Genomic DNA, 26504 nt, shown 5'->3' on the forward strand with positions numbered 1-26504 from the left:
TTGCGCTATGGCGCTCAACGAACCGGCCGGTAGAGCTGGCGCGTTTCCTGCAAGTCCCCCTGCATATCGCCATAAATCGTGCATTTGGCGGCGCGGCCCATGGGCCGTGTGCCGCTGGCGCGATTTGACCCGGCAGTCTGGGAAGTCCCACGGCGCCTCAGCAGGCGCTGTGTCGAACAAGAGGGGACGTTGATGAAGGCAGTTATTCTGGCGGGTGGCCTGGGCACGCGGATCAGCGAGGAATCGCACCTCAAGCCCAAGCCGATGATCGAGATCGGCGGCAAGCCAATTCTCTGGCACATCATGAAGCAGTACTCGGCCCACGGCATCCACGACTTCGTGATCTGCCTGGGGTACAAGGGCTACGCCATCAAGGACTTCTTCGCCAACTACTTCCTGCATACCTCCGACGTCACCTTCGATATGAGCAACAATCGCATGGATGTTCACCAGAACTACAGCGAGCCGTGGCGCGTGACCCTGATCGACACCGGCGAAGACACCATGACCGGCGGCCGCCTGCGCCGTGCCGGGTGTTACCTGGAAAACGAAGAGGCGTTTTGCTTCACCTACGGCGATGGCGTCTCCGACCTGAACATCGGCGCCCTGGTGGATTTCCACCTTTCCAGCGGCAAGCTGGCGACCGTCACCGCCGTGCAGCCGCCCGGTCGCTACGGCGCGCTGGAGCGCGACGGCGACATGGTCCGTGGTTTTATCGAGAAACCCCGTGGCGACGGTGGCTGGATCAACGGTGGTTTTTTTGTCCTGTCGCCCAAGGTGCTGCCGCTGATCAACGACGATACCACCGTTTGGGAGGCTGAGCCGTTGATGGGGTTGGCGGCCCGAGGGCAGTTAAACGCCTTCCAGCACGACGGTTTCTGGCATCCGATGGACACCCTGCGGGACAAGAATCACCTGGAGCAACTCTGGCAGAGCGGGGAGGCCCCATGGAAGCAGTGGGACTGAGCCCGGCATTCTGGAGCGGCAAGCGGGTCCTGCTGACCGGCCATACCGGTTTCAAGGGCAGTTGGCTGGCGCTGTGGCTCGAGAGCCTGGGAGCGCAGGTCAGCGGCTTCGCCCTCGATCCCAGCACAGAGCCCAGTCTGTTCGAACTGGCCCGGGTTGGCGAGGGGCTCAACGACCAACGCGGTGACCTGCGCGACCTCGGCGCCTTGCTTGAGCTGATCGCCGAGACGGAGCCGGAAATCGTCCTGCACCTGGCGGCCCAGCCGCTGGTGCGCGAAGCCTATCGCGATCCGCTCGGCACCTATTCGAGCAATGTCATGGGCACCCTCAATCTGCTGGAAGCGATTCGCCAGGTCGGTGGGGTGCGCGCGTGTGTGCTGATCACCACCGACAAGGTCTACGCGAACCAGGAATGGGCCTGGCCCTATCGTGAAAACGAAGCCCTCGGCGGCCACGATCCCTACAGCAGCAGCAAGGCTTGTTGCGAGCTGCTTGCGCAGTCCTACGTGGCATCCTTTTTCCCCCGGGAACGCTATGAGGCCCATGGCCTGGCGGTAGCGACCGCGCGGGCCGGCAATGTCCTGGGCGGCGGCGACTTCTCAGCGGAACGCTTGATTCCCGATGTGCTCAAGGCCTGGTCGGCGAATGAACCGGTCACGCTGCGTTATCCACAGGCGGTACGGCCCTGGCAGCACGCGCTGGAGCCCCTGGCCGGTTATCTGCAACTGGCTGCCGCGCTGTATGAGCGCGGGCCGGAAGCGGCCGGGGCGTGGAACTTCGGTCCCGGCGCGGACGATACGTGCAGTGTCGGTGACGTCGTCGCCCGGCTTGCCGGACGCTGGCCACAGGCACCGGGCCTGCGGGTCGAACCCAGCGAACTGCACGAGGCCGGCTTGTTGCGGCTGGACAGCAGCCGGGCTCGGCAGTTGCTCGGCTGGCAGCCGCGCTGGTCGTTGCAGCAATGCCTGGAACACACCCTCGATTGGCACCTGGCCTGGAAAAACGCCGAGGACATGCGCAGCGTGACTCTGGCGCAGTTGAATCTGTACCGGGGTGAGCTTTGAGTGAATTCCTGATTCATGCCTTGCCCCTCAAGGGGCTGTTCAGCGTACAGCACAAGCATCATGCCGATCAGCGCGGGCATTTCTCCCGGCTGTTTTGCGAAGGCAGCCTGAGTGCGTTCGGCGAGCCGTTTCACATCCGCCAGATCAATCACTCTTGCACCCGTGAGCGCGGCAGTGTGCGTGGCCTGCATTATCAGAATGCCCAGGCCCCTGAAGCCAAGCTGATCACCTGCCTGCGCGGTGAAGTCTGGGATGTCGCGGTGGACCTGCGTCCGGACTCGGCGACCTTCCTGCACTGGCACGCTGAGCACCTGCGTGCCGGCGACGGTCGCAGCCTGTTGATTCCCGCCGGCTTCGCCCATGGTTTCCAGAGCCTCAGCGACGATGCGGAGCTGCTATACCTGCACAGCGCCGACTATACGCCGGACGCCGAGGGCGGCCTGTCGGTGCTCGACCCGCGCCTGGCCATTGCCTGGCCCGAGGCTGTCAAAAATCTGTCGGCCAGGGACACCCGTCATCCCCCGGTCGATGCGTCTTTCCCTGGAGTGCGTTTATGAACTGCCGAGGTTGCGGCACCCCGCTGGTTTTGCCGTTGATCGATCTGGGGACCTCGCCGCCGTCCAATGCTTACCTGCGAGCCGACCAGTTGGAGCAGGCCGAGTCCTGGCTGCCGTTGAAAGTCGCGGTGTGCCAGAGCTGCTGGCTGGTGCAGACCGAGGACTACACCCGCGCCGATACGCTGTTCGACGCCGACTACGCCTACTTCAGTTCGTTTTCCAGTACCTGGCTGGAGCATGCCGAGCGTTATGTGTCCGAGATGGTCGAGCGCTTCGAGCTGGACGCGGACAGCTGCGTGGTGGAAGTGGCCGCCAACGATGGCTACCTGCTGCAATATGTCGCCGGGCGCGGTATCCGTTGCCTGGGCGTCGAGCCGACCCGCAGCACCGCCCAGGCGGCGCGGGACAAGGGCCTGGAGATCCGCGAGCTGTTCTTCGGTCGCGATACCGCGTTGCAGTTGCGCGAGGAAGGCTGGGCCGCCGACCTGATGGCGGCCAACAACGTGCTGGCCCATGTGCCGGACATCAATGACTTTCTCCAGGGTTTTGCAACGCTGCTCAAACCCACGGGAGTGGCCACTTTCGAGTTCCCGCACCTGCTCGCGCTGATCGCCGGGAAACAGTTCGATACCTTGTATCACGAGCATTACTCCTACCTGTCGCTGACTGCCGTGCAGGCCCTGTGTGAGCGCAATGGCCTGGAAATCTTCGACGTCGGCGGTTTGCCGACCCATGGCGGTTCGCTGCGGGTCTTCGTGCAGCGCGTCGACGGCTCGCGTCGTGTGGTGCAGGCGGTCGTCCGCCAGGTGCTGGCCGCCGAACTGGCCGCCGGCGTGAAAACCCCGGCGTTCTACGCCACCCTGGCGCCAGCGGCCGAGCGCATCAAGCACGACCTGTTGCGTTTCCTGTTGCAGGCCAAGGCCGAAGGCAAGCGCGTGGTGGGTTATGGCGCGGCGGCCAAGGGCAACACCTTGCTCAACTATGCAGGGGTCCGGCCGGACCTGCTGGCCTGGGTCGCCGATGCCAACCCGCACAAGCAGGGCAAGTTCCTCCCGGGCAGTCGCATTCCCGTGGTCTCACCTGAGCGTATCGAGGCTGAAAAGCCGGATTACGTCCTGATGCTGCCATGGAATTTGGTGGACGAGATCACTGAGCAATACGCGTTTGTTCGCACCTGGGGCGGACAGTTTGTGGTTGCCATTCCGGAGTTGAGTTTCATATGAGCCGAATTCACTACACCAAGCCCAGCGTGGGCGAACTGGAAGCCAGCTATGTATTGGATGCCGTACGACATGGCTGGGGCGACCGATGCTATGAATACATCACGCGTTTCGAGAAGTCATTCGCCGAGCATCTGGGGGCGACCCATGCCATTGCCACCTCCAGCTGTACCGGTGCCTTGCACCTTGGCATGGCGGCGCTGGGCATCGGTCCGGGTGACGAGGTCATTTTAGCCAACACCAACTGGATCGCGTCGGCGGCACCGATTGAGTATCTGGGTGCCACGCCGGTATTTGTCGATGTCTTGCCAGACAGTTGGTGCCTGGATCCGGAGTGGGTCAGGCAAGCCATCAGCCCTCGGACCAAGGCCATCCTGGCTGTCCACCTGTACGGCAATCTCTGTGACCTGGATGCGCTCCTGGAAATCGGGCGCGAGTACGGGATTCCGGTCATTGAAGATGCTGCTGAAGCTATCGGTTCCCAGTGGCACGGCAAGGCTGCCGGCTCTCTCGGGACCTTTGGCGCCTTTTCATTTCATGGCACCAAGACCATGACGACCGGTGAGGGTGGGATTTTTGTGACCTCAGACCGGGCGTTGTACGAGCGAGTGCTCACCCTTTCCAATCATGGTCGTGTCAGTGGCAGCAAGCGCCAGTTCTGGCCGGACTTCATTGGCTTCAAATACAAGATGAGTAATCTGCAGGCGGCGATCGGTTGTGCCCAGGTCGAACGACTCGAAGAACTGATCGCTCGCAAACGAGCGATTTTCGACCGCTACGCTTCGGGGTTGCTGGATATTCCGATGTTGTCGATGAACCCGCAGCCGGAGCATTCGCGCAATGGTTACTGGATGCCCACTGTGGTTTTCGACGTCGGGACCGGGGTGACCCGAGAGATCCTGATTGAATCGTTCCAGGCAGCCGATATCGATGCCCGGGTGTTTTTCTGGCCCCTGTCCTCGTTGCCAATGTTTTGCGACAAACCGGTGGTTACCCCGATCGCCTTTTCGCTGTCGGAGCGGGCCATCAATCTGCCGAGTTACCACGATATGTCGGATGCCGATCAGCAGCGGGTCATCGATGTCATTCGTGGTGTCTGCCGACAAAGGAACCTGTTGTGAATCTCTACCTGCTGGGCGCGGCCAACCCCGAGGCGGTACGTATGATCCGTGCGGTGCAGCGCGCCAATCCGATTGTCGAATTTGCCTTTCTCGACAATGATCCGGCCAAGCATGGCACGTTGTTTCATGGTGTGCCAGTGATCGGTGGCGTGGAGCGCGTGGCGGATTTGAAAGGCCCTGACACCCGCTTCGTGAACCTCATTACACGTGATACCCGCATCCGTTATGAGACCACCCGCCAGCTCATTGAAGCCGGTGGTGCCTTGTGCAATTTTCTGCACCCGGGGATCGATCTGACCATGACCCGAATGGGGGTGGGCAATTATCTCCAGGAAGGCGTGATCCTTCAGGCCGAGGTTTCTCTGGGCGATAACAGCAGCATCAGCTACGGCAGTCTTGTTGGGCACGAGGGGCGTATCGGTCATTCAGTGTTCATGGCCCCGGGTGTGGCTATCGCCGGGTGTGTCGAGGTGGGCGACGGTGCGTTCATCGGCACCAACGCGACGATCCTGCCGCGTCTGCGCATCGGTCGTTGGGCGACGGTAGGTGCCGGCGCCGTGGTTACCCGGGATGTTCCCGATTACGCCGTGGTCGTGGGCAATCCGGCCAAGATTATCAAGACTCAGGCGGTTCCCTATGCGGACGGCCGTGTCTTCAACTAACAAAACCCCGTATCGGAGCGTTTGCATGAATCCACATGAGCAGTTTCGCGAAGAGGTCCGCCAGAATATCGACGGTCTGCAGCAGGACAAGCAGCTTCAGGCCGAGTCGCTGGACTGGGTCGGCGTTACCGCCAAGCATAAATACACTTACAACTTCAGTTGGATGGGCAGGCCGATCATTCAGTTTCCCCAGGATATGGTCGCAATGCAGGAAATCATCTGGGCTTTGCGTCCAGATGTGATTGTCGAGACTGGTATCGCTCACGGTGGCTCGTTGGTGTTCTACGCCTCGATGTTGGAACTGATCGGGCAGGGTGAAGTGCTGGGGATCGATATCGATATTCGCCAGCACAATCGTGAAGCGATCGAGACTCACTCGATGGCGCATCGGATCAGCATGATCCAGGGGTCGAGTATTGACCCTGCCGTCGTCGAGCAGGTGCGCGCGCGGGTCGCCGGCAAAAAAGTACTGGTGGTTCTCGATTCCAATCACACCCATGAACATGTGCTTGAAGAATTGCGCGCTTATGCGCCCCTGACGTCGGTCGGCAGCTACTGTGTGGTGATGGACACCGTGGTTGAAGACATGCCGGCCGATGCGTTCCCGGATCGTCCGTGGGGCAAGGGCGACAATCCGAAAACTGCTGTATGGGCTTATCTGGAGGAAAACCGTGATTTCGAAATCGATGCCCGAGTCCACAGCAAGCTGCTGATTACAGTCGCACCGGACGGTTATTTGCGTCGGGTTCGTTAAGCAACACCATCAATATGAGTTCATCGGGCGATTCGCCGGTCATGGGGAAGGTTTATGCAAGGCAAGTACGGTTCAGAACACGGATTACCGTTGAGCGAGTTGTTGACGTTGGTGCTGATCACCCATAACCGTCCCGCTTTTGCGCGCCGGGCGGTGAAGTTCTACAGCACCCTGCCTTGCAGGATATTGGTATTGGACTCCTCGACCCAGGTGACCGAAGGTATCGCTGGTGTTTATTCGAGCGTTGAGTATCGGCATCTGCCACAGTACGGTTACTGGGGGATTCAGACGAAGCTCGCTTATGGCGTGGAGCAGGTCAGTACACCTTATATGGTGTTTGCTGCGGATGACGATTTTATCGTGCACGACGCACTGGCCGATTCCGTGGCATTTCTGCGGTCGAACCCAGATTACGGTATGTGCCACGGCTATTGCCTGATGTACCTGACGCTGGCCAATAGCGTGAGCTATTACCGTCGTGACAAGAAGGTCTGCGAGGACTATGCCTCCGAGAATGCACAGGAGCGCATCATTGACTTCATGCATCAATACATTCCTCCGTTCTATGCCGTCCACCGGACTGCCTTGCTGCGCGGCTGGTATTCGGTCATGCCCGAAGGCACGATTTTCCAGTGGCAGGAGATCGGTCATGCCTACTACATGTTGGCTAAAGCCAAGGCGCGGATCCTCCCGATTCCTTATGTGGTCCGCGAGATAAACTACGGGGAGTCAGAGCACAAGACCGAGGTGTTTCACTCGCTGACCTATACGGATGCAAAGTCCGTGGCTGAACGGGAAGCCTTTGCTGAGTTCCTGGCGGCGCAACCCAGCCAGATTGAAGGGCTCGATCAAGAACAGAGAAAAGTCTTCGCCCTGGAGAGTTTCGAGGCGATGGCCACCAGCTTGCGTACCGGACGCGCCTTGACGGTTGAAATGCTGTTCGACTCCACTTGGGTACGGCTTGATAGTCCGCCGGAGCGACGCTTCGGCCCCAAGCAGTACATGGAAATGCCTTACTATAATCAGGTGTTTTTCGATCAGTTGACCCAGTTCGAATTCCTGCTCCATGCGATGCCGGCCGGTCGTGTGCAGTTGCAGGGGCTGGAGGGCGTGTGGACCCGTCAAGACGCCCTGATGCGCGCGCACAACAACGACACCCCGGAAAGCGTGGCGGACCGCCTGTGGCAGGCCCAGGAGTGCAACCTGTTCAATCGCCGGGTGGTCAAGCGCCTGGCCCGGCAACTGGAGATTCTCGGCGAAGAGGACGAGGCACGGGATATGTTCGCCTGGGCCGAGCGCCTGGACGCCGTTTCCACCGAAGACAATCGCTCGACCTTCGAGGCGATGCTCTCGGGACGCCTGCTCGACTGGCTGCGGGTTCGCGAGCCGTCCGCCGGCGAGCTTGAGGCGATTGATGCTTACCAGGTCGCGCAGGGCAGCGGTCCGGTCTTCGGCCTGCTGGTACTGGACCTGAACAACGACATCGGCAAGGTGCAGGTTACCCTCGACAGCCTGCTGGAAGGGCACAGCAAGGCGTTCCGCATTGTCGTCTTCACCACGGGCGAGCCGCAGGCGGCGACCACCCTGCAGAACACCTTGCACTTTATCCGGGTGACCCCGGGCAACCTGGTCGACAAGTTGAACCAGACGATCCGCCAATTGCCCTGCGAGTGGTTGCTGCTGGCCGAGGCGGGTGATGAGTTCACCGCCAGTGGCCTGTTGCGCGCCGGCCTTGAGCTGCGCGGGGCCGAGGGCTGCCGCGCGGTGGCCACCGATGAGCTTCAGCGCGACGCCAATGGCGCCCTGTCCGATGTGTTCCGTCCGGGCTTCAACCTCGATTTGCTGCAAAGCGTACCGGCCCTGATGGCCAGGCATTGGTTGATTCGCCGTGAAGTCTTGCTGGAGGTTGGCGGCTACAAGGCCGACTTCAGCAAAGCCCTGGAGTTCGATCTGTTGCTGCGCTTGATCGAGCAGGGCGGCATGGCCGGACTGGCCCACCTGGACGAACCGTTGCTGATCTCCAGCGTACCGGTGCTCGAAGAGAACGCCCATGAACGCCTGGCATTGCTACGCCATCTGGGCACGCGGGGCTACAAGGCTCAGGTTACTTCCCAGAATCCCGGGAGCTACGTTGTCGACTATCGGCATACCGAGCGTCCGCTGGTGTCGATCATCCTTCACGGTCAGGCGGACTTCGACGAGCTGGAGCGCTGCCTGAGCGCGGTCCTGCAAAAAACCCGCTACCTGAAGTACGAAGTGCTGGTGGCCGATCACCCGAGCTATAGCGAAGCCCTCGCCGGCTGGCTCCAGGCACAGCCCCAAGCCGGCAAAGTCAGTGTGTTGCAATCCGATTGGTCGAGCGCCTCGGCGTTCTGCAACGCGGCGGCACGCCAGGCGCTGGGCGAGTACCTGGTGCTGCTTGCGCAAGACAGCGAAGTGGTCAACCCCAACTGGATCGAGTCGCTGCTCAACCAGGCCCTGCGCCCGGAAGTCGGTGTGGTCGGTGCCAAGCTCTACAGCCGTGATACGAAGATTTCCCAGGCCGGGCTGATTCTCGGCTTGAACGGCGGTGTCGGTTCGCCTTTTGTCGGCGAGAAGACGGATGCCAAGGGTTATATGCAGCGGCTGGCGGTGGAGCAGAATTATTCGGCAGTCTCGGCGGTGTGCCTGATGGTGCGCAAGGCGTTCTTCGAGGCGGTCGGTGGTCTGGATGAAGACGACTTCGCCGAAGCCTTCGCCGATGTCGATCTGTGCCTCAAGATCGGCCAGGTCGGCGGTCTGGTATCGTGGACGCCGCAGGTACAGGTGTTCCACCCGGGCCTGCTGCCCGAGGCGCCGGAGGCCCTGGTCGCCCTGCGCGAGAAGTGGGCGGCGAACTTCCAGCAGGATTGCGCTTATAACCCTCACCTGTCGTTGACAGGCAAGGGCTTCAGCATGGGCAGTGCCAGCCCTGTGGGGTGGGTGCAGTTGCTCGTTTAAGCCTGCAGACAGCTAAAGGGACTCACGGTATGTTCAACGGCAAATCGATTTTCATCTCAGGCGGTACCGGCTCGTTCGGTCGCAACTTCATCCGTCGTCTGCTGGAACAGTACCAGCCGCGGCGGGTGGTGGTGTTCTCGCGCGACGAGCTCAAGCAGTACGAGATGCAGCAGACCTTCAACGCGCCGTGCATGCGCTATTTTCTCGGTGATGTCCGGGATGCCGAGCGCTTGCGCCTGGCCATGCGCGGTATCGATTTTGTCGTGCATGCCGCGGCCCTGAAACAGGTGCCGGCGGCCGAGTACAACCCCACCGAGTGCATTCGTACCAACGTCAATGGTGCGGAAAACATCATTGCCGCGGCCATCGACAATGGCGTGCAGAAGGTCGTCGCCCTGTCCACCGACAAGGCGGCCAGCCCGATCAACCTCTACGGGGCCACCAAACTGCTGTCGGACAAGCTGTTCGTCGCCGCCAACAACATCGCCGGCGAACAGGCCACCCGCTTTGCCGTGGTGCGCTACGGCAACGTGGCCGGCTCACGGGGGTCGGTGGTGCCGTTCTTCAGCAAACTGATCGCCGAGGGGGCTCGGGAACTGCCAATCACCGACGAGCGCATGACCCGCTTCTGGATCACCCTCGACCATGGGGTGCAGTTCGTGCTCGACAGCTTCGCCCGTATGCACGGCGGTGAAGTGTTCGTACCGAAGATCCCGTCGATCCGCATTGTCGACCTGGCGTCCGGCATGGCCGCGCACCTGCCGCACAAACCGGTGGGCATTCGTCCGGGCGAGAAGCTGCATGAGTTGATGGTACCGTTGGACGATGCGCGCATGACCCTGGAGTTCGCCGACCACTACACCATCCAGCCATCGATCCGTTTCACCAGCCTCGATGTCGATTTCGCCGTGGACGGCCTGGGCGAACGCGGCAGGGCGGTGGGCGAGGACTTCGAATACCGTTCCGATACCAACCCCGACTTTCTCGACGTGATGCAGATTGCCGATCTGCATGCCGGGCTACCGGTATGACGCCTTATCAGATTCCTTATGGTTGCCAGAGCATCGAACAGGACGATATCGATGCCGTGGTCGCGGTGCTCAAGTCGCCCTGGTTGACCCAGGGGCCGACCATCCCGCGCTTCGAGGCGGCGCTGGCCGAACATTGCCAGGCCGATTTTGCCGTGGCCGTGTGCAATGCCACGGCGGCCTTGCATATTGCCTGCCTGGCCGCGGGCCTGGGGCCGGGGGACCGTTTGTGGACCAGCCCGAATACCTTTGTCGCCTCGGCCAACTGCGGCCGCTACTGTGGCGCCGAGGTGGACTTCGTCGACATCGATCCGCTGACCTTGAACCTCGATGCCGGCCTGCTGGCGCAGAAACTCGAGGTCGCCGAGGCGGCCGGGTGCCTGCCCAAGGTCGTGGTGGCCGTAGCCTTCGCCGGCCAGAGCTGCGATATGCGCACCATCGCCGGATTGTCCGAGCGCTATGGCTTCACGCTGATCGAGGATGCGTCCCATGCGGTCGGCGCGTCCTACCTCGGACGACCGGTGGGTTGTGGTGCCTTTGCCGCGATGACCATTTTCAGTTTCCATCCGGTGAAGATCATCACCTCGGCCGAAGGCGGCATGGTCCTGACCAACCGTCCTGAACTGGCCGAGCGCTTGCGCCGTCTGCGCAGCCACGGGATTACCGCCGATCCGGCGCAGATGAACGTCCCCGCGCAGGGGCTGTGGTACTACCAGCAACTGGAGCTGGGTTTCAATTACCGGATGACCGACCTGCACGCCGCGCTGGGCCTGTCGCAAACGGCCCGGCTCGACAGCTTTGTCGCCCGTCGCCGTGAACTGGCTGCCCGCTATGAGCGTTTGCTGGCTGACCTGCCGCTGCAACTGCCAGTGGCCCAGGCCGGTGCCGAATCCGCCTGGCACCTGTACGTGGTGCGCTTGCAGCTTGAACAGATGAAGGTCAGCCAGCGCGACGTTTTCGACGCCCTGCGCGCCGCCGGTATCGGCGTGAACCTGCATTACATTCCCGTGCACCTGCAACCCTACTACCGCGAGCAGGGCTTCAAGGACGGCGACTTCCCCGAAGCCGAGCGTTACTTCGGCGAAGCCGTCAGCCTGCCGTTGTTCCCGCTGCTCACTGAGGCGCAGCAGGACTATGTGGTTGAACAGTTACGAAACCTTGTCGGTTAAACGACGCCCAATGGCCCTAGGATAAACACCCGAGATGCGTGAGTTCAGCGAACAGGAAGTGTTCTGGCGTGGCGAGTTCGGCGATCAATACGTGGGCCGCAACCAGGGGCAGGCGCTGATCGCCGCCAACCTGGCGCTGTTCGCCAAGGCCCTGGCGCGCACCGGTCGGCTCGCCAGCCTGCTGGAGCTGGGTACCAACACCGGCAACAACCTGCAGGCCCTGCGTCAGCTCCTGCCTGAATGTGCCCTGCAGGGCGTGGAGATCAACGCCAAGGCCTGCGAGCAGGCACGCGAGTTGGGCATCGCTGAAATCTGGCACGGCTCGTTGTTCGATTACCCGCGCGAGCGTACTTTCGACCTGACCCTGAGCAAGGGCGTGCTGATCCATCTGGCGCCCGAACTGCTGGCAACAGCCTATGAGCAGCTGTATGCGCTGAGCGGACGCTATATCCTGATTGCCGAGTACTACAATCCGGTGCCGGTGGAAGTGTCCTATCGTGGTAACAGCGGCAAGTTGTTCAAGCGCGACTTCGCCGGGGAAATGCTCGAGCGTTACCCGGATCTGCAACTGCTGGACTACGGCTTCAGTTATCACCGCGATCCGCAGTTCCCGACCGATGATATCAACTGGTTCCTGTTGGAAAAACGCCCTTGAATGCGATTGCAATCATTCCGGCGCGCGGTGGCAGCAAGCGCATTGCGCGCAAGAATCTCAAGCTGTTCCATGGCGAGCCGATGATTGCCCGCTCGATTCGCCTGGCGCTCGATTCGGGCTTGTTCGAGCGCGTGCTCGTCAGTACCGATGACGAGGAGATCGCCACCCTGGCCCTGGCCCGGGGCGCAGAGGTTCCCTTTATGCGTCCGGCGGCGCTGGCCGATGACTTCACCGGCACGGCGGCGGTGATGGCGCATGCCGTGGCGGCCCTGCGCCAGGCCGACGATGACTTTGCATTGGCCTGCTGCATCTATGCCACGGCACCCTTGCTGCAGAAGCGCTTTCTGCACCAGGGGCGTGACCTGCTGCTGGAGCATCCCGACAAGTCCTTTGCGTTTTCGGTCTGCGAGTTCGGTTTCCCTGTGCAGCGTGCGCTGACGCTCGATGAGACGGGCGCGTTGACAGCGCTGTACCCCGAATATCGCCTGACCCGTTCGCAGGACCTGCCCGCGGCCTTTCAGGACGCCGGGCAGTTCTACTGGGGGCGCGGCGAAGCCTGGCTCAGGGGCGACGTGCTGTATTCGGAAAAAAGCCTGCCGGTCATCCTGCCACGCTATCTGGTCGAGGACATCGACACCGAAGAGGATTGGCGGCGCGCCGAGTATCTTTACAGTGCCTTGCTGGCCAGTGGAGAGCTGCAAGCATGAGAGTGCTGATCCGTGCGGATGCCTCGCCGGCCATTGGCAGCGGGCATGTGGCGCGTTGCCTGACCCTCGCCCAGGTGTTGCGCAGTGGCGGCGCCGAGGTGTTGTTTGCCTGTCGGGCCTTGCCCGGGCATTCGCTGGCGCGCATCGCCGAGCAGGGCTTTCGCGCCCTGGCGCTGCCTGCCGAATACGCGGGCGAGGAGCCCGGCGTGGGCATCGAGGCGCCCTTGCCATGGCAGGCGGATATCGTCGCGCTGGGTACCTGCCTGGGCGCCGAGCCGAGGTTCGACTGGATTGTCGTCGATCACTATGGCCTCGATCACGCCTGGCAAACCGCCGCTCGCCAGTGGGCGCGGCACATTGCGGCCATCGACGACCTGAATAATCGCCGGCATGCCGTGGATATCCTTTTCGATCAGAATTTCACTGCCGGCGATCCCGAGTATGCCAATCGTTGCTTGCAGCCCTGCCGTGAGCTCTTCGGTCCGCGTTACGCGCTGATTCGTGACGAGTTCTGCCAAGGTCCGCTGCCCATTATCACGCAAGCCCGTCGGGTGCTGGTGAATTTTGGTGGCCTGGACGCGGCCGGTGAAACCTGGAAAGCCATGCTTGCCCTGGCGGATTTCAGCGAGTTGGAAGTGGACTTTATCGCCGGCACCGCCAACCCGATGCTGGCGTCGATCGAGGCCATGGCGGCTGGGCGTGCGCGGTGGCGGGTGCAGACCTTTGTCAGCGATTTCGCCGCGCTGATGGCCCGGGCCGACCTGTTCATCGGGGCCGGTGGCGGTACCAGCTGGGAACGTGCGGTCCTTGGCCTGCCGACCTTGTGCATTGCGGTGGCGGAAAATCAGCGGGCGAATGCCGAGCGACTGGCGGCGGCCGGGGTACATGTCTATCTGGGTAGCAGCGACGAGGTGAGTGTCGACAGCCTGCGCCAGGCCATCGGTTTTGTCCTGGGCAACGTCAGTTTACGGCGTAGCCTGGCCGAACAATCGCGGCGTCTGGTGGACGGGCTGGGCGCGCGGCGCTTCGCCGTGGCCTTGGCCGGTGCCAGCCTGGCCCTGCGTCCGGCCACGGCGGAGGATTCGCGGCTGTTGTTCGACGGGCGCAATGCCGAGTCGGTGCGGCGCGTCTCGTTGAGTCCCGAGCCTATCGGTTGGGCGGCGCACCAGGCCTGGTTGGCCGCGAGCCTGCTCAATCCGGGGCGCCTGCTGTTGATCGCCGAGGCCAGTGATGGCCCGGTGGGCGTGCTGCGCTATGATCTGGCCGGCAGTCGCGCCGAAGTCTCGCTGTATCTGTTGCAAGACCGCGCCGGCCTCGGCTGGGGCCGGGCGCTGCTGGCCCGTGGCGAAGCCGCCGTATGCGCGCACTGGCCGCAGGTGACGGTGATCGACGCCCAGGTACTGCCGGACAACCCGGCTTCCCTCGAATTGTTTCGTCACGGCGGCTATGTCCAGTCGATCTGCCGTTTCGAGCGTGTGGTAAAGGATCAGCACCATGACTAGTTTCAAGATCGGCCAGCGGCTGATCGGCGCGGACGCGCCACCGTTCATCATTGCCGAGATGAGCGGCAACCATAACCAGTCGCTCGAGCTGGCGCTGCAAATTGTCGAGGCCGCGGCCAAGGCCGGCGCCCATGCGCTCAAGCTGCAGACCTATACCGCCGAGACCATGACCCTGGACCTGGACGAAGGCGAGTTCTTCATCCAGGACCCGACCAGCCTGTGGGCCGGCTCGTCGCTCTATGCCCTGTATGAAAAGGCCCATACGCCCTGGGAGTGGCATGCGCCGATCTTCGCCCGCGCCCGGGAGCTGGGCATGCTGGCGTTTTCCACGCCCTTCGATGAAACGGCGGTGGACTTTCTCGAAAGCCTCGACGTACCGGCCTACAAGATCGCCAGTTTTGAAAATACCGACCTGCCGTTGATCCGCCGCGTGGCCGCGACCGGCAAGCCGCTGATCATGTCCACCGGCATGGCCAGTGTCGCCGAGCTCGATGAGAGCGTGCGCGCCGCCCGGGCCGCCGGTTGCCAGGACCTGATACTGCTCAAATGCACCAGTACCTATCCGGCCAGTCCGGCCAACAGCCATGTGCGGACCATTCCTCATCTGCGCGAATTGTTCGGCTGCCAGGTCGGTTTGTCCGATCACTCCATGGGCGTGGGGGTGGCGGTGGCGGCGGTGGCACTGGGGGCGACGGTGGTGGAAAAGCATTTCACCCTGGACCGGGCCGCTGGCGGTGTGGACTCAAGCTTTTCCCTGGAACCCGCCGAGCTGGCCAGCCTGGTGCTCGAGACCGAGCGCGCCTGGCAAGCCCTGGGCCAGGTGCACTACGGCGTCACCGAGGCCGAGCGCAAGTCCCTGGTGTATCGCCGCTCGCTGTATGTGACCCGGGACATGGCGGCGGGGGAGACCTTCAGCGCCGACAATCTGCGGGCGATTCGCCCCGGCCTGGGATTGGCGCCCAGACATCTCGACGCCGTGCTCGGGCGCAGCGCCCGGCAGGCCCTCAAGCGCGGCACGCCGCTGGCGTGGTCGTTGGTCGAATAACCCTTTGTGCGGCCGATTCGGCAAAATAGCGTGACCTGCGAGTCATAACGCGCATCTTCACTGTATTGTATTGCGCTGGAAGATGGCGCCTGGCTCGTAACCGGTCTGGTGGTAGCCCTTTGTACTTCTGGCAGCCGTTCCCTGGTGGATGGCGTCAAATCTCTGTTTGTCGGCAGCCCTCGGTCCTGGTGAACGAGGGTTTTCAGCTGTTTATTATTGGGAAGCCGTAATGATTGGCATAAAAAGCATTGCGAGCTACGTGCCTGTAGCCGGCGTGGACAATTACGCACAAGGTGCAAAATTCGAGAAGGATGAAGCTTTCATCCTCGGCAAGATCGGCTCGGCCTTCCTGCCGCGCAAAGACGCTGGGCAAGAAACCTCGGACCTGTGCGTCGAAGCGGTGAACGCGCTGTTCGCCCGTAATCCCGAGCTCAAGCGCGAATCCATCGACGCGTTGATCGTGGTCACCCAGAACGGCGATGAGGAGGGCCTGCCGCATACCGCCGCCATCGTCCAGGACAAACTCGGCCTGCCCACCAGCGTGGCCGCGTTCGATATTTCCCTGGGGTGCTCCGGTTATGTCTATGGCATTTATGCGATCAAGGGCTTCATGGAAGCCGCCGGCCTGAAGAACGGCCTGCTGGTGACCGCCGATCCGTATTCGAAGATCGTCGACCCGGAAGATCGCAACACCACGATGCTCTTCGGTGATGCGGCGACCGCCACCTGGATGGGCGAAAACGCGCCCTGGCAGTTGGGCAAGGCCAAGTTCGGTACCGACGGGGCCGGCGCGCCGCACTTGAAAGTCAGCAATGGCGTGTTTTTCATGAACGGTCGCCAGGTCTTCAACTTCGCCCTGCTCAAGGTTCCGGCGCACCTGCACGAGTTGCTGGAAGAGTCCGGCCTGCACGCGGACGATATCGATGCATTCTGCATTCACCAGGGCAGCGCGGCGATTGTCGATGCCGTGGCGCGGCGCTTCGAAGGCGAGCCGGAGAAGTTCATCAAGGACATGGTCGAGACCGGCAACACGGTGTCGTCGAGTATTCCACTGTTGCTGGAAAAACATGTCCTAGACTCGACCTGGAAGCGCGTAGCCCTCAGTGGCTTCGGCGTGGGCTTGTCGTGGGGCTCGGCGATTATTCATCGGCCTTGATGGCAAAGGTCGCAAAATGGCGCTCCAGGTGAGATAACCTTGAGCGCCATTTTTTTGCGCGGATGTTGAGTGAGGTGGCATGAGCGAAAGTTTCGAGCAGAATCTGCAGGTCATCGGCGAGCGTTGGCCGGGCTTGCTGGCGCGGCTATTGGCCGAGGACTGCGAGCCATTGCCGGTCGAACTGGTGGAAGGGCTGGGCTCGACCCTGAGTGTGGGCGGCATCCAGCTCACCAGTCGGCATGATCGCGTTGCCGAGGCTCGCCTGCAAGCCGCCAGCCTGCCACCGGAGAGTCTCTTGCTGCATCTCTATGGCACCGGTTTGGGCGATTTGCAACAGGTCCTGCTGGAACGACCGACCCTGCAACGCCTGTGTGTCCATGTCCTCAATGGGGCGTTGTTCAAGCGGGTGCTGGGGCTGTTGGATCAACAGTCCTGGCTGAGGGATCCGCGGGTCGAACTGAGCTATGCCGCCGATCATCCCGATATTCTCTTGCCGTTTTTTGCCCTGCCGGCCGAACTGGTGCTGGCCGATGATTGCAATGCGCGGATAAGGGATCGTCTCGTCGGCGAGGTACATCTGACCTTCAACAACCGTGAGTTCGACCCGCAGTCCACGGAAATCGTCCAGCGTCTGCGGGACTCCCGCGAGGTGTTTGGCGCGGACCGCGATGTCGCCGAGCTGTTTGCGACGCACCCGGGGCAGCATATCTATGTGATCGGCACCGGGCCGACGCTGGAGCAGCAGTTCGACAAGTTGCGCGCGCTCGGCGAACAGCCGGACCGGCCGTTGTTCATCAGCGTCGACACCGCCTACCGGCCATTGCGTGAGCAGGGGATCCGGCCGGATATCGTGGTCAGCATCGACCAGCGCATCGGTTTCCGGCATTTGCCCCCCGAAGCCTCGGACGGCATTCCCCTGGTCTATATGCCGATGAGCGATCCTCAGGTGCTGCAGGCCTGGAAAGGCCCGCGCTATGGTAGTTATTCCATCAGCCCGATCTATGCCACGGTGCGTGAGCAGTGCCGGCGCGGCCTGTTGTTCGTCGGCGGCAGCGTGCTGCACCCGGCGGTGGACCTGGCGGTGAAGATGGGCGCGGCGCGCATCACCCTGTTCGGCGCCGATTTCGCATTCCCGATGAACAAGACCCATGCGGGTTGGCAGGATGGCGATCTTGGTCCGGGTGTCGACCTGGCGCAGCACTGGGTACTGGACGGTCAGGGTCGGCGGGTCAGGACGCAGTTGAACTTCCGTCGTTATCTGGTGGAGCTGGAGCGCTATATCGCCCGTCATCCGCAGGTGGCGTTCCTCAACAGCAGCCGGGCAGGGGCACGGATCGTCGGTGCCGGGTTCGACCAGGAGTTTGTCCAATGAACCGGCTGGCGCAGTGTGTCGAGGATGCCCGCGAATGCGCCGGGTTGTTTCGTCTGGGCCGCGATGTGGAGGCCGCCCTGAATATGGTCGAGGTGTTCGACACCGTGCAATTGGCGTTGGAGGCTGCGCCGCGGGAGATCCGGCAACAGTGGGCGCAACTGCTGGCCCGGATGCTGGTCTGCCAGGAATCACAGGACTGGTTGGGGCTGGCCGATTGGATGGAATACGAACTGGTGGGGCTGCTGGAGTCGGCGGCAATTCCCTGACGTCATTTTTCCTCCGGGGGCAGGGCGCCAAGCCCTTGTTTTCAAAGGGGTGGCAGGGTGATGGCAAAATTTTTGAAAAAAGCCCTCAAGCAACTTGCAATCCCGACGATAACTATTACGAAGGTTCTCTAGGCCATACCCGGCGCTTGCCAGGGCCGGAAGCCGCAGTACCCAACCAACGAGGATTTCGTCATGTCTTTAAGCGTAAATACTAACGTCACTTCCCTGGCTGTTCAGCAGAACCTGAACCGCGCAGCCGGCGCTCTCTCCACCGCCATGCAGCGCCTGTCTTCCGGCCTGAAAATCAACAGCGCTTCGGACGACGCTGCCGGCCTGCAGATCTCTACTCGCATGAGCAGCCAGATCCGTGGTCAGACCGTTGCGATCAAAAACGCCAACGACGGTATCTCCCTGGCACAGACCGCTGACGGCGCGATGGCAACCGACACCGACATTCTGCAGCGTATGCGTGAACTGGCTGTTCAAGCCCGTAACGGTACCAACAGCACCGCCGACCAGACCGCGACCAACTCCGAATTCGCCCAGATGTCGGACGAATTGACCCGTATCTCCGCGAGCACCCAGATCAACGGCAAGTTCCTGCTGAACGGTACGGCTGGCGTGGTTACCTTGCAAGTGGGTTCCAACACCGGTTCGGCCAACCAGATCAGCCTGACCCTGAGCTCCAAGTTCGACGCCGTCAGCATGTCCGTGGACAGCGGTACTCTGGTTCTGACCGGTGCTACCAGTGCCGCCGCGGCCTCCAACATCGACAATGCGATCACCGCTATCGATGCTGCCATCGCCTCCATCGGTGCTACCCGTGCCAACCTGGGTGCTTCGCAGAACCGTCTGACCAGCACCATCTCGGTCCTGAACAACGTGACTCAGAACGTGACCGCCGCACAGGGTCGCGTACAAGACACCGACTTCGCGGCTGAAACCGCCGAGCTGACCAAGCAGCAGACCCTGCAACAGGCTTCTACCTCGGTTCTGGCTCAGGCCAACCAACTGCCTTCCGCTGTACTGAAGCTGCTTCAGTAATTTCGGAATGGGTTTTGGCGGGGGGGTGTGCTGGTCACGCTCTCTCGCTTTTTCACGTTGAGAGGTGATGGATATGGACATGAGTGTAAAGCTTGGTCTGTCTTACCCCGCTGTTACGCCGGCTAGTTCCAGTCCAGTTGCTGACAAGCCGGTACCGGTCACGGCGGCGCCTCAGGCGGATCCGGTAAAACCCGTTTCGGCCACCAGCAAGGATTCGGATTCTTCCGACAGACTCAAAAAGGCTGTGCAGGATATCGAAAAGTTCGTTCAATCGATCAAGCGCAACCTGGAATTTTCAATCGACGAGCACTCCGGGCAAGTCGTGGTCAAGGTGATCGCCAGCGACAGCGGCCAGGTGGTTCGACAGATCCCCTCCGAGGAAGCCTTGAAACTGGCTGACAGCTTGAGTTCAGCGAGCAATGTGCTGTTTGATGCGAAAGCCTGACAGTTGGCATGAATCCTGTGTGCAGGTACTTTTGGCGCAGGTTAGGGTCAAAAGACTGGCTGCAAAGTGAAGGGAGATAAACATGGCAAGTCCAATTACACCGTCTGTGGGTCTGGGTTCCGGCCTTGATATCGGCTCGATCGTGACCGCGCTGGTCGGCGCCGATAAATATGCCGCACAGAACCAGATAACCACGTCGCAAGCAACCAATACGCTGAAGCTCTCTGGCGTGGGCTCGCTGAAAAGTGCACTGACGACCTTCCAGACCGCACTGGCCAACCTCAATAGTTCAACCACTCCGCAGTTCGCCGGCTTCTCGGCCACCTCCGGATCGCCGTCAGTATTGACGGCCACCACTGACAATACCGCTGTAGCCGGTAACTACAGTATTACGGTGGGTAATCTCGCCACGAGTTCGAAGGTTTCCAGTGCTTCTTTTGCCGGTGGTGCAACCAGTGCCATTCCGAGTGGTACCCTGACTATCAGTCAGAATGGCACTAATTACAATGTCACCATCCCGGCCAATGCAACGCTGCAGAGCACCCGTGACGCGATCAACTCCACGCTGGCGGGCAACGGTATTTCCGCCAACATCGTGACTGACAGTAGCGGCGCTGCGCGTCTCGTGTTCGGCTCCAACACCACTGGCGCGGGTTCCGATTTGTCGGTCAGTGGTATTGCCGGCCTGACAATCGACGGTACCCAGCCGATGGCCAATCCCCCGACAGCGTCAAGTTCGGGGGCGGTCAACGGTCTGGCCAAGGATGCAAGTATCACCATTGACGGCCTGACGGTCACCAGCAAGACCAATACCGTCACCGGTGCCATCAGTGGCATGACATTGAATCTACTCTCGGGCACGGGTACCTCGGTGGTCACCGTGGGCACCAACACCAGCGGTCTGCAGACCTCGATCCAGACGTTCGTGAGTGCCTACAACAGCCTGATGACGACTATCGGCACCCTCAGTACCCCAACGAAGGATGCCAAAGGTAATAGCGTGTCGGCGGCGTTCACGGGGGATTCCATGCCTCGTGCGCTGATTGCCAGTGTCCGTGGCGTGCTCACTACGCCCGGACCGGGTAATAAGCTGGCGGTGCTCTCGCAACTGGGTGTGGGGACCGATCCGATTACGGGGCAGTTGAACTTCAACACCACCACATTCAACCGGGCCATGACCACCGATGGTCTGAGCGGCCAGGTGCAGACGCTGTTTACCGGTACCACCGCCAAGGCGGGGGCGGATGGTGTGTTGGCGCGGATGACCGCGGCGATCACTCCCTACGTCCAGACTGGCGGTTTGCTTGATCAGCGCAGCACCAGTTTGAACACCCAAGCGAGTGCTCTGACGAGTCAGCAAGCGGCGCTGGATCTGCATGTCACGAGCCTGACTGCGACCCTGACGGCCAAGTACAATGCCATGGATGCATTGGTCGGGCAGTTGAAGGCGACTGCCACGAGCATCACGTCGTTCTTCACTTCGCTGACCGCGCAGAAGTCGGGCTAACCTCCCGGTAGATCGCAAAAGAACCCGGCCGCGTTTACCGCGTGCCGGGTTTTTGCCTTTTGGGTCTAAAGTTTTTTGACTCAAAGGCGATACACTAATTATACGAACCCTTGAGTGGCAATGAGGTAGAACATGAATCCGATGCTAGCCCTTCGGCAATACCAGAAGGTGGGAGCCCAGGCGCAGACCTCCGAGGCCAGTCCTCACCGACTGGTGCAGATGTTGATGGAAGGTGGCCTGGATCGTATCGCGCAGGCCAAAGGTGCCATCGAGCGCAAGGACATCCCCGCCAAGGGGGTCGCCATCGGCAAGGCCATCGATATTGTCGGTGGGTTGCGCGAAGGCCTGGACTTGGAGAACTCGGCGGAATCGCTGGCTGACCTGGACAGTCTTTACGCCTATATGATGACGCGTCTGCTGCAGGCCAATGTCCAGTCGGACATCGGGATGCTCGACGAAGTCGCCGGGCTGCTCACCACCGTCAAGGAAGGCTGGGACGCCATCGCACCACCGGGCCCGCAGTTCTGAGGAGTGCATCATGAGTCTTGTACTGCAGCGTATCGAAGAGACCCGCGAAGCCCTGGTAAGGGCTTTGGCCGGGCGTGACTGGGAAGCAATCACCCAGTTGGATCTGGACTGCCGCGCTTGCATGGAAGACGTGCTTGGCGAGACTGCGCTGGATGAGGATGCGCTGCGTGTCAAGCTTGAGGAATTGTTGCACGTCTATCGCCAGTTGCTGGAGGCGGCCATGGGCGAACGGCAATCGATAGTCGATGAGATGTCGAAGATCCAGCAAGCAAGGAACGCCGCAAAGGTTTACCATCTGTTCGGTTAATGTTGGGTTAATCGAACCGTATTGCGCCATAAATTTGACTATGTACGCTTTTTTGACTTAACTAGTGCTGTTTCCAGATTTCAGTCGTCCTTGGAGGCCCTGTCCGGCCTCGGATGTCTAGCTTGCCCCACCCATACCGGGCATCGAGTTGACTAGGGAAGTTGCTATTGCATGTGGCGTGAAACCAAAATTCTGCTGATTGATGACGATAGCGTTCGCCGCCGGGATCTGGCGGTGATCTTAAATTTTCTCGGCGAAGAAAATATTTCCTGTACCAGCGATGACTGGCAGCAGATGGTCGGCGCCTTGTCGTCCAGTCGCGAAGTGCTGTGCGTCCTGATCGGGACGGCCAATGCCGCGAGCGGAGTGACTGGCTTGCTTAAGACACTCTCAACCTGGGATGAGTTCCTTCCGGTACTGCTTTTAGGCGATATTTCTTCTGCCGACCTGCCTGAAGACCAGCGCCGCCGGGTCTTGTCCAGCCTGGAAATGCCTCCCAGCTACAGCAAGCTGCTCGATTCCCTGCACCGTGCCCAGGTCTATCGCGAGATGTACGACCAGGCCCGTGAGCGCGGCCGGCAGCGCGAACCGAACCTGTTCCGCAGCCTGGTCGGTACCAGCCGTGCCATCCAGCATGTGCGCCAGATGATGCAGCAAGTGGCCGACACCGACGCCAGTGTGCTGATCCTTGGCGAGTCCGGCACCGGCAAGGAAGTGGTGGCGCGCAACCTGCACTATCACTCCAAGCGCCGCGACGCGCCGTTCGTGCCGGTCAACTGCGGGGCGATCCCGGCCGAGTTGCTGGAAAGCGAACTGTTCGGTCACGAGAAGGGCGCCTTTACCGGTGCAATCACCAGTCGTGCCGGGCGTTTCGAGCTGGCCAACGGCGGTACCCTGTTCCTCGACGAGATCGGCGACATGCCGCTGCCGATGCAGGTCAAGCTGTTGCGCGTGCTGCAGGAGCGTACCTTCGAGCGCGTGGGCAGCAACAAGACCCAGAGCATCGACGTACGCATCATCGCGGCCACCCACAAGAACCTCGAAAGCATGATCGAGGTCGGCAGCTTCCGCGAAGACCTTTACTACCGCCTGAACGTGTTCCCCATCGAGATGGCGCCGTTGCGTGAGCGGGTCGAAGACATTCCGTTGCTGATGAACGAATTGATCTCGCGGATGGAACACGAAAAGCGCGGTTCCATCCGTTTCAACTCGGCGGCGATCATGTCGCTGTGCCGTCACGCCTGGCCGGGCAATGTCCGCGAACTGGCCAACCTGGTGGAGCGCATGGCAATCATGCATCCGTACGGGGTGATCGGTGTCGCCGAGCTGCCGAAGAAGTTCCGCTACGTCGATGACGAAGACGAGCAACTGGTGGACAGCCTGCGCAGCGACCTCGAGGAGCGGGTGGCGATCAATGGCCATACCCCGGACTTCACCACCTCGGCGATGCTGCCGCCCGAAGGCCTGGACCTCAAGGACTACCTTGGTGGTCTTGAACAGGGGCTGATCCAGCAAGCGCTGGACGATGCCAATGGCATTGTCGCCCGCGCCGCCGAGCGTCTGCGTATCCGTCGTACCACCCTGGTGGAGAAGATGCGCAAGTACGGAATGAGTCGTCGCGAGGGCGATGAGCAGGCGGATGATTGACGCCCGTTTTTCAACTTGCTGAAAAGTTTCAGGTTTTTTTCCGGCACGGGTATTGCTAAGTCTCTTGTAACGTTCCGTTTAAATGACGGTCAGCCAAGCGAGAGAGCACCATGCCCCAAGCCGCCCCGATGTCACCTGTCCCTGAAGTCGCGGGATCTTCGTCGTCCGTCGAGCCGGCCGGTCGCTTGGGGCTGGAGCAGGCCTTCTCGCTGTTCAATCAGATGTCGGCGCAACTCAACGATTCCTACAGTCTGCTCGAAGCCCGGGTCACCGAGCTCAAGGGCGAGCTGGCCGTGGTCAGTGCCCAGCGCATGGCTGAACTGGCGGAAAAGGAGCGCTTGGCCAATCGTTTGCAGAACCTGCTCGACCTGTTGCCGGGCGGGGTCATCGTCATCGATTCCCAGGGTATCGTCAGCGAAGCCAATCCGGCGGCCCGCGAGCTGCTCGGCCTGCCTCTGGTGGGCGAGCTCTGGCGCCAGGTGATTATCCGTTGCTTCGCCCCGCGTGAAGACGACGGCCATGAAATCTCTCTCAAGGACGGTCGGCGCCTGTCGATCTCCACTCGTTCGCTGGATGCCGAACCGGGTCAGTTGGTGTTGCTCAATGACCTGACTGAAACCCGTCGCCTGCAGGATCAACTGGCCCGGCATGAGCGCCTGTCGTCGCTGGGGCGCATGGTCGCATCCCTGGCGCACCAGATCCGCACGCCACTCTCGGCGGCCTTGCTCTATGCCAGTCACCTCACTGAGCAGGTCTTGCCGGTCGAGACCCAGCAGCGCTTTGCCGGGCGCTTGAAGGAGCGCCTGCACGAGTTGGAGCACCAGGTCCGCGACATGCTGGTGTTCGCTCGTGGCGAGCTGCCGCTGACCGATCGGCTGACGCCCAATGGGTTGATGCAGGCGCTGCAGGCCGCGGCACAGATCCATGTCCAGGGTGCCGCCGTGCGCTGGCAGTGCGATAGTCATGTCGGTGAATTGTTGTGCAATCGCGATACTCTGGTGGGTGCGCTGTTGAACCTGATCGAAAATGCCCAGCAGGCCAGCACCGGCGAGGTGCGCCTGAAGGTGCATCTGTACGCCCGCGGCACGACCTTGCGCCTGTGCATCAGTGACAATGGCTCGGGAATCGATCCGACCGTGCTGGCGCGCCTGGGCGAACCTTTCTTTACCACCAAGACCACTGGCACCGGCCTCGGCCTGGCCGTGGTCAAGGCCGTTGCCCGGGCGCATCAGGGCGACATGCAATTGCAATCGCGGCTGGGGCGTGGCACCTGTGCGATGGTCTGCTTGCCGCTGATTCCGGGTGCCATGGAGGCTCAATAATGAAACCACTGCTCAAGGTCCTGCTGGTCGAGGACGATCATGCCTTGCGTGAAGCGCTGGCCGATACCCTGCTGCTGGCCGGACATAGCTTCCATGCGGTCGGTTCGGCCGAGGAGGCGCTGGAGGCGGTGGCCGCGGAGTCGTTCGGCCTGGTGATCAGTGATGTCAATATGCCGGGCATGGACGGGCACCAGTTGCTCGGCCTGCTGCGTGCGCGTCAGCCGCAACTACCGGTATTACTGATGACCGCCCACGGGGCGGTGGAGCGGGCGGTGGATGCGATGCGCCAGGGCGCGGCCGATTATCTGGTCAAACCGTTCGAGCCAAAGGCCTTGCTCGACCTGGTGGCGCGGCATGCCCTGGGGCAGTTGAACGCAGTGGACAGCGAGGGGCCGATCGCCTCGGAGCCGGCCAGTGCGCAGTTGCTCGAGCTGGCGGCGCGGGTGGCGCGCAGTGACTCGACCGTGCTGATTTCCGGCGAGTCCGGCACCGGCAAGGAGGTGCTGGCGCGGTATATCCATCAGCAATCACCGCGTGCCAGCCAACCATTTATTGCCATCAACTGCGCGGCGATTCCCGACAATATGCTCGAGGCCACCCTGTTCGGTCACGAAAAGGGCTCATTCACCGGCGCCATCGCCGCCCAGGCCGGCAAGTTCGAGCAGGCCGATGGAGGGACCATCCTGCTCGATGAGATTTCCGAAATGCCCCTGGGGCTCCAGGCCAAGCTGTTGCGCGTGCTCCAGGAGCGCGAGGTCGAGCGGGTCGGTGCACGCAAACCGATCAGCCTGGACATCCGTGTAGTGGCCACCACTAACCGTGACCTGGCTGGGGAAGTGGCGGCAGGGCGTTTCCGTGAAGACCTTTACTATCGCCTGTCGGTTTTTCCGCTGGCCTGGCGTCCGTTGCGCGAGCGTACCGCCGATATTCTGCCGCTGGCCGAACGTCTACTTGCCAAGCACAGCGCCAAAATGAAACATGCCTCTGTTCGACTGTCGCCCCAGGCGCAGGCTTGCCTGATCGGCTATCCGTGGCCGGGCAACGTGCGCGAGCTGGACAATGCGATCCAGCGGGCGCTGATCCTGCAGCAGGGCGGGTTGATCCAGGCCGAGGATTTCTGCCTGGTGGGGCCGGTCGGCGCGGCGCCATTGCCAGGGCTCGCGGTGATCAATCGGCCGCCCGTCGGCGAGCCGGTGCTGGTCGAGGCCGTCTCGGGGGAGCAGGCCGGTGGCCTGGGTGATGACCTGCGTCGGCGCGAATTCCAGATGATCATCGACACCCTGCGCGCCGAGCGCGGGCGGCGCAAGGAGGCCGCCGAGCGGCTGGGTATCAGCCCGCGTACGCTGCGCTACAAACTGGCGCAGATGCGCGACGCCGGAATGGATGTCGAAGCCTATCTGTTTGCCACGTAAGTCGATTCAGGCTCGTGTGTCGTGTATCGGATTTTGTTCGGGGACGACAAGGAGCTGGCACCCTTGTTG

The 26504-nt window shown here is 61.6% G+C and carries 25 protein-coding genes; all 25 read left to right on the top strand.

Annotation, left to right across the window (positions count from 1 at the left end):
* Positions 1-192: 192 nt before the first annotated feature.
* The 25 genes from rfbF to fleR all read left to right on the top strand — a co-directional run bounded on the left by rfbF (position 193) and on the right by fleR (position 26435).
* Complete coding sequence (gene rfbF, locus M5B99_RS01315; RefSeq protein ID WP_248802272.1) at positions 193-966, top strand: glucose-1-phosphate cytidylyltransferase; 774 nt, start codon at positions 193-195, stop codon at positions 964-966.
* Entirely contained in the window at positions 948-2030 is a 1083-nt protein-coding gene (gene rfbG, locus M5B99_RS01320; RefSeq protein ID WP_248802273.1) for a CDP-glucose 4,6-dehydratase, read from the top strand. Before rfbF ends, rfbG begins: the two co-directional genes overlap by 19 nt.
* Complete coding sequence (locus tag M5B99_RS01325; protein ID WP_248802274.1) at positions 2027-2587, top strand: dTDP-4-dehydrorhamnose 3,5-epimerase family protein; 561 nt, start codon at positions 2027-2029, stop codon at positions 2585-2587. The genes rfbG and M5B99_RS01325 overlap by 4 nt, the downstream gene beginning before the upstream one ends.
* Entirely contained in the window at positions 2584-3810 is a 1227-nt protein-coding gene (locus tag M5B99_RS01330) for a class I SAM-dependent methyltransferase (RefSeq protein WP_248802275.1), read from the top strand. The genes M5B99_RS01325 and M5B99_RS01330 overlap by 4 nt, the downstream gene beginning before the upstream one ends.
* A complete protein-coding gene (locus M5B99_RS01335; protein WP_248802276.1) occupies positions 3807-4928 on the top strand; it encodes a DegT/DnrJ/EryC1/StrS family aminotransferase in 1122 nt (373 codons plus the stop codon). Before M5B99_RS01330 ends, M5B99_RS01335 begins: the two co-directional genes overlap by 4 nt.
* Complete coding sequence (locus M5B99_RS01340) at positions 4925-5590, top strand: acetyltransferase (protein ID WP_248802277.1); 666 nt, start codon at positions 4925-4927, stop codon at positions 5588-5590. Before M5B99_RS01335 ends, M5B99_RS01340 begins: the two co-directional genes overlap by 4 nt.
* Positions 5591-5615: 25 nt before the next feature.
* Complete coding sequence (locus tag M5B99_RS01345; RefSeq protein ID WP_248802278.1) at positions 5616-6344, top strand: cephalosporin hydroxylase family protein; 729 nt, start codon at positions 5616-5618, stop codon at positions 6342-6344.
* A 54-nt stretch (positions 6345-6398) separates the two neighbouring features.
* Positions 6399-9323: a TIGR00180 family glycosyltransferase gene (locus tag M5B99_RS01350; protein WP_248802279.1), complete on the top strand. Its 2925-nt coding sequence runs from the start codon at positions 6399-6401 to the stop codon at positions 9321-9323.
* A 29-nt stretch (positions 9324-9352) separates the two neighbouring features.
* A complete protein-coding gene (pseB, locus tag M5B99_RS01355; RefSeq protein WP_248802280.1) occupies positions 9353-10354 on the top strand; it encodes a UDP-N-acetylglucosamine 4,6-dehydratase (inverting) in 1002 nt (333 codons plus the stop codon).
* Positions 10351-11520 carry a UDP-4-amino-4,6-dideoxy-N-acetyl-beta-L-altrosamine transaminase gene (pseC, locus tag M5B99_RS01360; protein ID WP_248802281.1) on the top strand — a complete coding sequence of 390 codons (1170 nt, stop codon included), beginning with the start codon at positions 10351-10353 and terminating at the stop codon, positions 11518-11520. Before pseB ends, pseC begins: the two co-directional genes overlap by 4 nt.
* Before the next feature lie 34 nt (positions 11521-11554).
* Complete coding sequence (locus tag M5B99_RS01365; protein WP_248802282.1) at positions 11555-12175, top strand: pseudaminic acid biosynthesis-associated methylase; 621 nt, start codon at positions 11555-11557, stop codon at positions 12173-12175.
* A complete protein-coding gene (gene pseF / locus M5B99_RS01370) occupies positions 12172-12882 on the top strand; it encodes a pseudaminic acid cytidylyltransferase (protein WP_248802283.1) in 711 nt (236 codons plus the stop codon). The genes M5B99_RS01365 and pseF overlap by 4 nt, the downstream gene beginning before the upstream one ends.
* Positions 12879-14384: a UDP-2,4-diacetamido-2,4,6-trideoxy-beta-L-altropyranose hydrolase gene (gene pseG, locus M5B99_RS01375; protein WP_248802284.1), complete on the top strand. Its 1506-nt coding sequence runs from the start codon at positions 12879-12881 to the stop codon at positions 14382-14384. The genes pseF and pseG overlap by 4 nt, the downstream gene beginning before the upstream one ends.
* Positions 14377-15429: a pseudaminic acid synthase gene (gene pseI / locus M5B99_RS01380; protein WP_248802285.1), complete on the top strand. Its 1053-nt coding sequence runs from the start codon at positions 14377-14379 to the stop codon at positions 15427-15429. The genes pseG and pseI overlap by 8 nt, the downstream gene beginning before the upstream one ends.
* A 229-nt stretch (positions 15430-15658) precedes the next feature.
* Complete coding sequence (locus M5B99_RS01385; RefSeq protein ID WP_248802286.1) at positions 15659-16585, top strand: ketoacyl-ACP synthase III; 927 nt, start codon at positions 15659-15661, stop codon at positions 16583-16585.
* A gap of 79 nt (positions 16586-16664) precedes the next feature.
* Positions 16665-17957 carry a motility associated factor glycosyltransferase family protein gene (locus tag M5B99_RS01390; RefSeq protein WP_248802287.1) on the top strand — a complete coding sequence of 431 codons (1293 nt, stop codon included), beginning with the start codon at positions 16665-16667 and terminating at the stop codon, positions 17955-17957.
* A complete protein-coding gene (locus tag M5B99_RS01395; RefSeq protein ID WP_248802288.1) occupies positions 17954-18223 on the top strand; it encodes a hypothetical protein in 270 nt (89 codons plus the stop codon). Before M5B99_RS01390 ends, M5B99_RS01395 begins: the two co-directional genes overlap by 4 nt.
* 192 nt (positions 18224-18415) lie before the next feature.
* Entirely contained in the window at positions 18416-19267 is an 852-nt protein-coding gene (locus M5B99_RS01400) for a flagellin domain-containing protein (protein WP_248802289.1), read from the top strand.
* Between the two features lie 73 nt (positions 19268-19340).
* Entirely contained in the window at positions 19341-19712 is a 372-nt protein-coding gene (locus M5B99_RS01405; protein WP_248802290.1) for a flagellar protein FlaG, read from the top strand.
* Positions 19713-19794: 82 nt separating this feature from the next.
* Positions 19795-21219 (top strand): flagellar filament capping protein FliD, encoded by a 1425-nt coding sequence (gene fliD, locus M5B99_RS01410; protein WP_248802291.1) that lies wholly within the window; start codon positions 19795-19797, stop codon positions 21217-21219.
* Positions 21220-21351: 132 nt separating this feature from the next.
* A complete protein-coding gene (gene fliS, locus M5B99_RS01415) occupies positions 21352-21747 on the top strand; it encodes a flagellar export chaperone FliS (protein ID WP_248802292.1) in 396 nt (131 codons plus the stop codon).
* A gap of 10 nt (positions 21748-21757) precedes the next feature.
* Positions 21758-22054 (top strand): flagellar protein FliT, encoded by a 297-nt coding sequence (locus M5B99_RS01420; protein WP_248802293.1) that lies wholly within the window; start codon positions 21758-21760, stop codon positions 22052-22054.
* Positions 22055-22225: 171 nt separating this feature from the next.
* The gene (locus M5B99_RS01425; RefSeq protein ID WP_248802294.1) at positions 22226-23701 is read left to right on the top strand and encodes a sigma-54 dependent transcriptional regulator; all 1476 of its coding nucleotides are present in this window, start codon (positions 22226-22228) and stop codon (positions 23699-23701) included.
* A gap of 128 nt (positions 23702-23829) precedes the next feature.
* Positions 23830-25023 (top strand): sensor histidine kinase, encoded by a 1194-nt coding sequence (locus tag M5B99_RS01430; protein ID WP_248802348.1) that lies wholly within the window; start codon positions 23830-23832, stop codon positions 25021-25023.
* A complete protein-coding gene (fleR, locus tag M5B99_RS01435) occupies positions 25023-26435 on the top strand; it encodes a sigma-54-dependent response regulator transcription factor FleR (protein WP_248802295.1) in 1413 nt (470 codons plus the stop codon). Before M5B99_RS01430 ends, fleR begins: the two co-directional genes overlap by 1 nt.
* Positions 26436-26504 lie beyond the last annotated feature (69 nt).

Source organism: Pseudomonas sp. MWU13-2100, assembly GCF_023242365.1.
Classification (GTDB): domain Bacteria; phylum Pseudomonadota; class Gammaproteobacteria; order Pseudomonadales; family Pseudomonadaceae; genus Aquipseudomonas.

Bases quoted from the DNA above. Each gene is read 5' to 3' on its own strand.
- rfbF (WP_248802272.1), top strand. From the start codon at position 193: ATGAAGGCAGTTATTCTGGCGGGTGGCCTGGGCACGCGGATCAGCGAG.
- rfbG (WP_248802273.1), top strand. From the start codon at position 948: ATGGAAGCAGTGGGACTGAGCCCGGCATTCTGGAGCGGCAAGCGGGTC.
- M5B99_RS01330 (WP_248802275.1), top strand. From the start codon at position 2,584: ATGAACTGCCGAGGTTGCGGCACCCCGCTGGTTTTGCCGTTGATCGAT.
- M5B99_RS01335 (WP_248802276.1), top strand. From the start codon at position 3,807: ATGAGCCGAATTCACTACACCAAGCCCAGCGTGGGCGAACTGGAAGCC.
- M5B99_RS01345 (WP_248802278.1), top strand. From the start codon at position 5,616: ATGAATCCACATGAGCAGTTTCGCGAAGAGGTCCGCCAGAATATCGAC.
- M5B99_RS01350 (WP_248802279.1), top strand. From the start codon at position 6,399: ATGCAAGGCAAGTACGGTTCAGAACACGGATTACCGTTGAGCGAGTTG.
- pseB (WP_248802280.1), top strand. From the start codon at position 9,353: ATGTTCAACGGCAAATCGATTTTCATCTCAGGCGGTACCGGCTCGTTC.
- pseC (WP_248802281.1), top strand. From the start codon at position 10,351: ATGACGCCTTATCAGATTCCTTATGGTTGCCAGAGCATCGAACAGGAC.
- M5B99_RS01365 (WP_248802282.1), top strand. From the start codon at position 11,555: ATGCGTGAGTTCAGCGAACAGGAAGTGTTCTGGCGTGGCGAGTTCGGC.
- pseG (WP_248802284.1), top strand. From the start codon at position 12,879: ATGAGAGTGCTGATCCGTGCGGATGCCTCGCCGGCCATTGGCAGCGGG.
- pseI (WP_248802285.1), top strand. From the start codon at position 14,377: ATGACTAGTTTCAAGATCGGCCAGCGGCTGATCGGCGCGGACGCGCCA.
- M5B99_RS01385 (WP_248802286.1), top strand. From the start codon at position 15,659: ATGATTGGCATAAAAAGCATTGCGAGCTACGTGCCTGTAGCCGGCGTG.
- M5B99_RS01390 (WP_248802287.1), top strand. From the start codon at position 16,665: ATGAGCGAAAGTTTCGAGCAGAATCTGCAGGTCATCGGCGAGCGTTGG.
- M5B99_RS01395 (WP_248802288.1), top strand. From the start codon at position 17,954: ATGAACCGGCTGGCGCAGTGTGTCGAGGATGCCCGCGAATGCGCCGGG.
- M5B99_RS01400 (WP_248802289.1), top strand. From the start codon at position 18,416: ATGTCTTTAAGCGTAAATACTAACGTCACTTCCCTGGCTGTTCAGCAG.
- M5B99_RS01405 (WP_248802290.1), top strand. From the start codon at position 19,341: ATGGACATGAGTGTAAAGCTTGGTCTGTCTTACCCCGCTGTTACGCCG.
- fliD (WP_248802291.1), top strand. From the start codon at position 19,795: ATGGCAAGTCCAATTACACCGTCTGTGGGTCTGGGTTCCGGCCTTGAT.
- fliS (WP_248802292.1), top strand. From the start codon at position 21,352: ATGAATCCGATGCTAGCCCTTCGGCAATACCAGAAGGTGGGAGCCCAG.
- M5B99_RS01420 (WP_248802293.1), top strand. From the start codon at position 21,758: ATGAGTCTTGTACTGCAGCGTATCGAAGAGACCCGCGAAGCCCTGGTA.
- M5B99_RS01425 (WP_248802294.1), top strand. From the start codon at position 22,226: ATGTGGCGTGAAACCAAAATTCTGCTGATTGATGACGATAGCGTTCGC.
- M5B99_RS01430 (WP_248802348.1), top strand. From the start codon at position 23,830: ATGTCACCTGTCCCTGAAGTCGCGGGATCTTCGTCGTCCGTCGAGCCG.
- fleR (WP_248802295.1), top strand. From the start codon at position 25,023: ATGAAACCACTGCTCAAGGTCCTGCTGGTCGAGGACGATCATGCCTTG.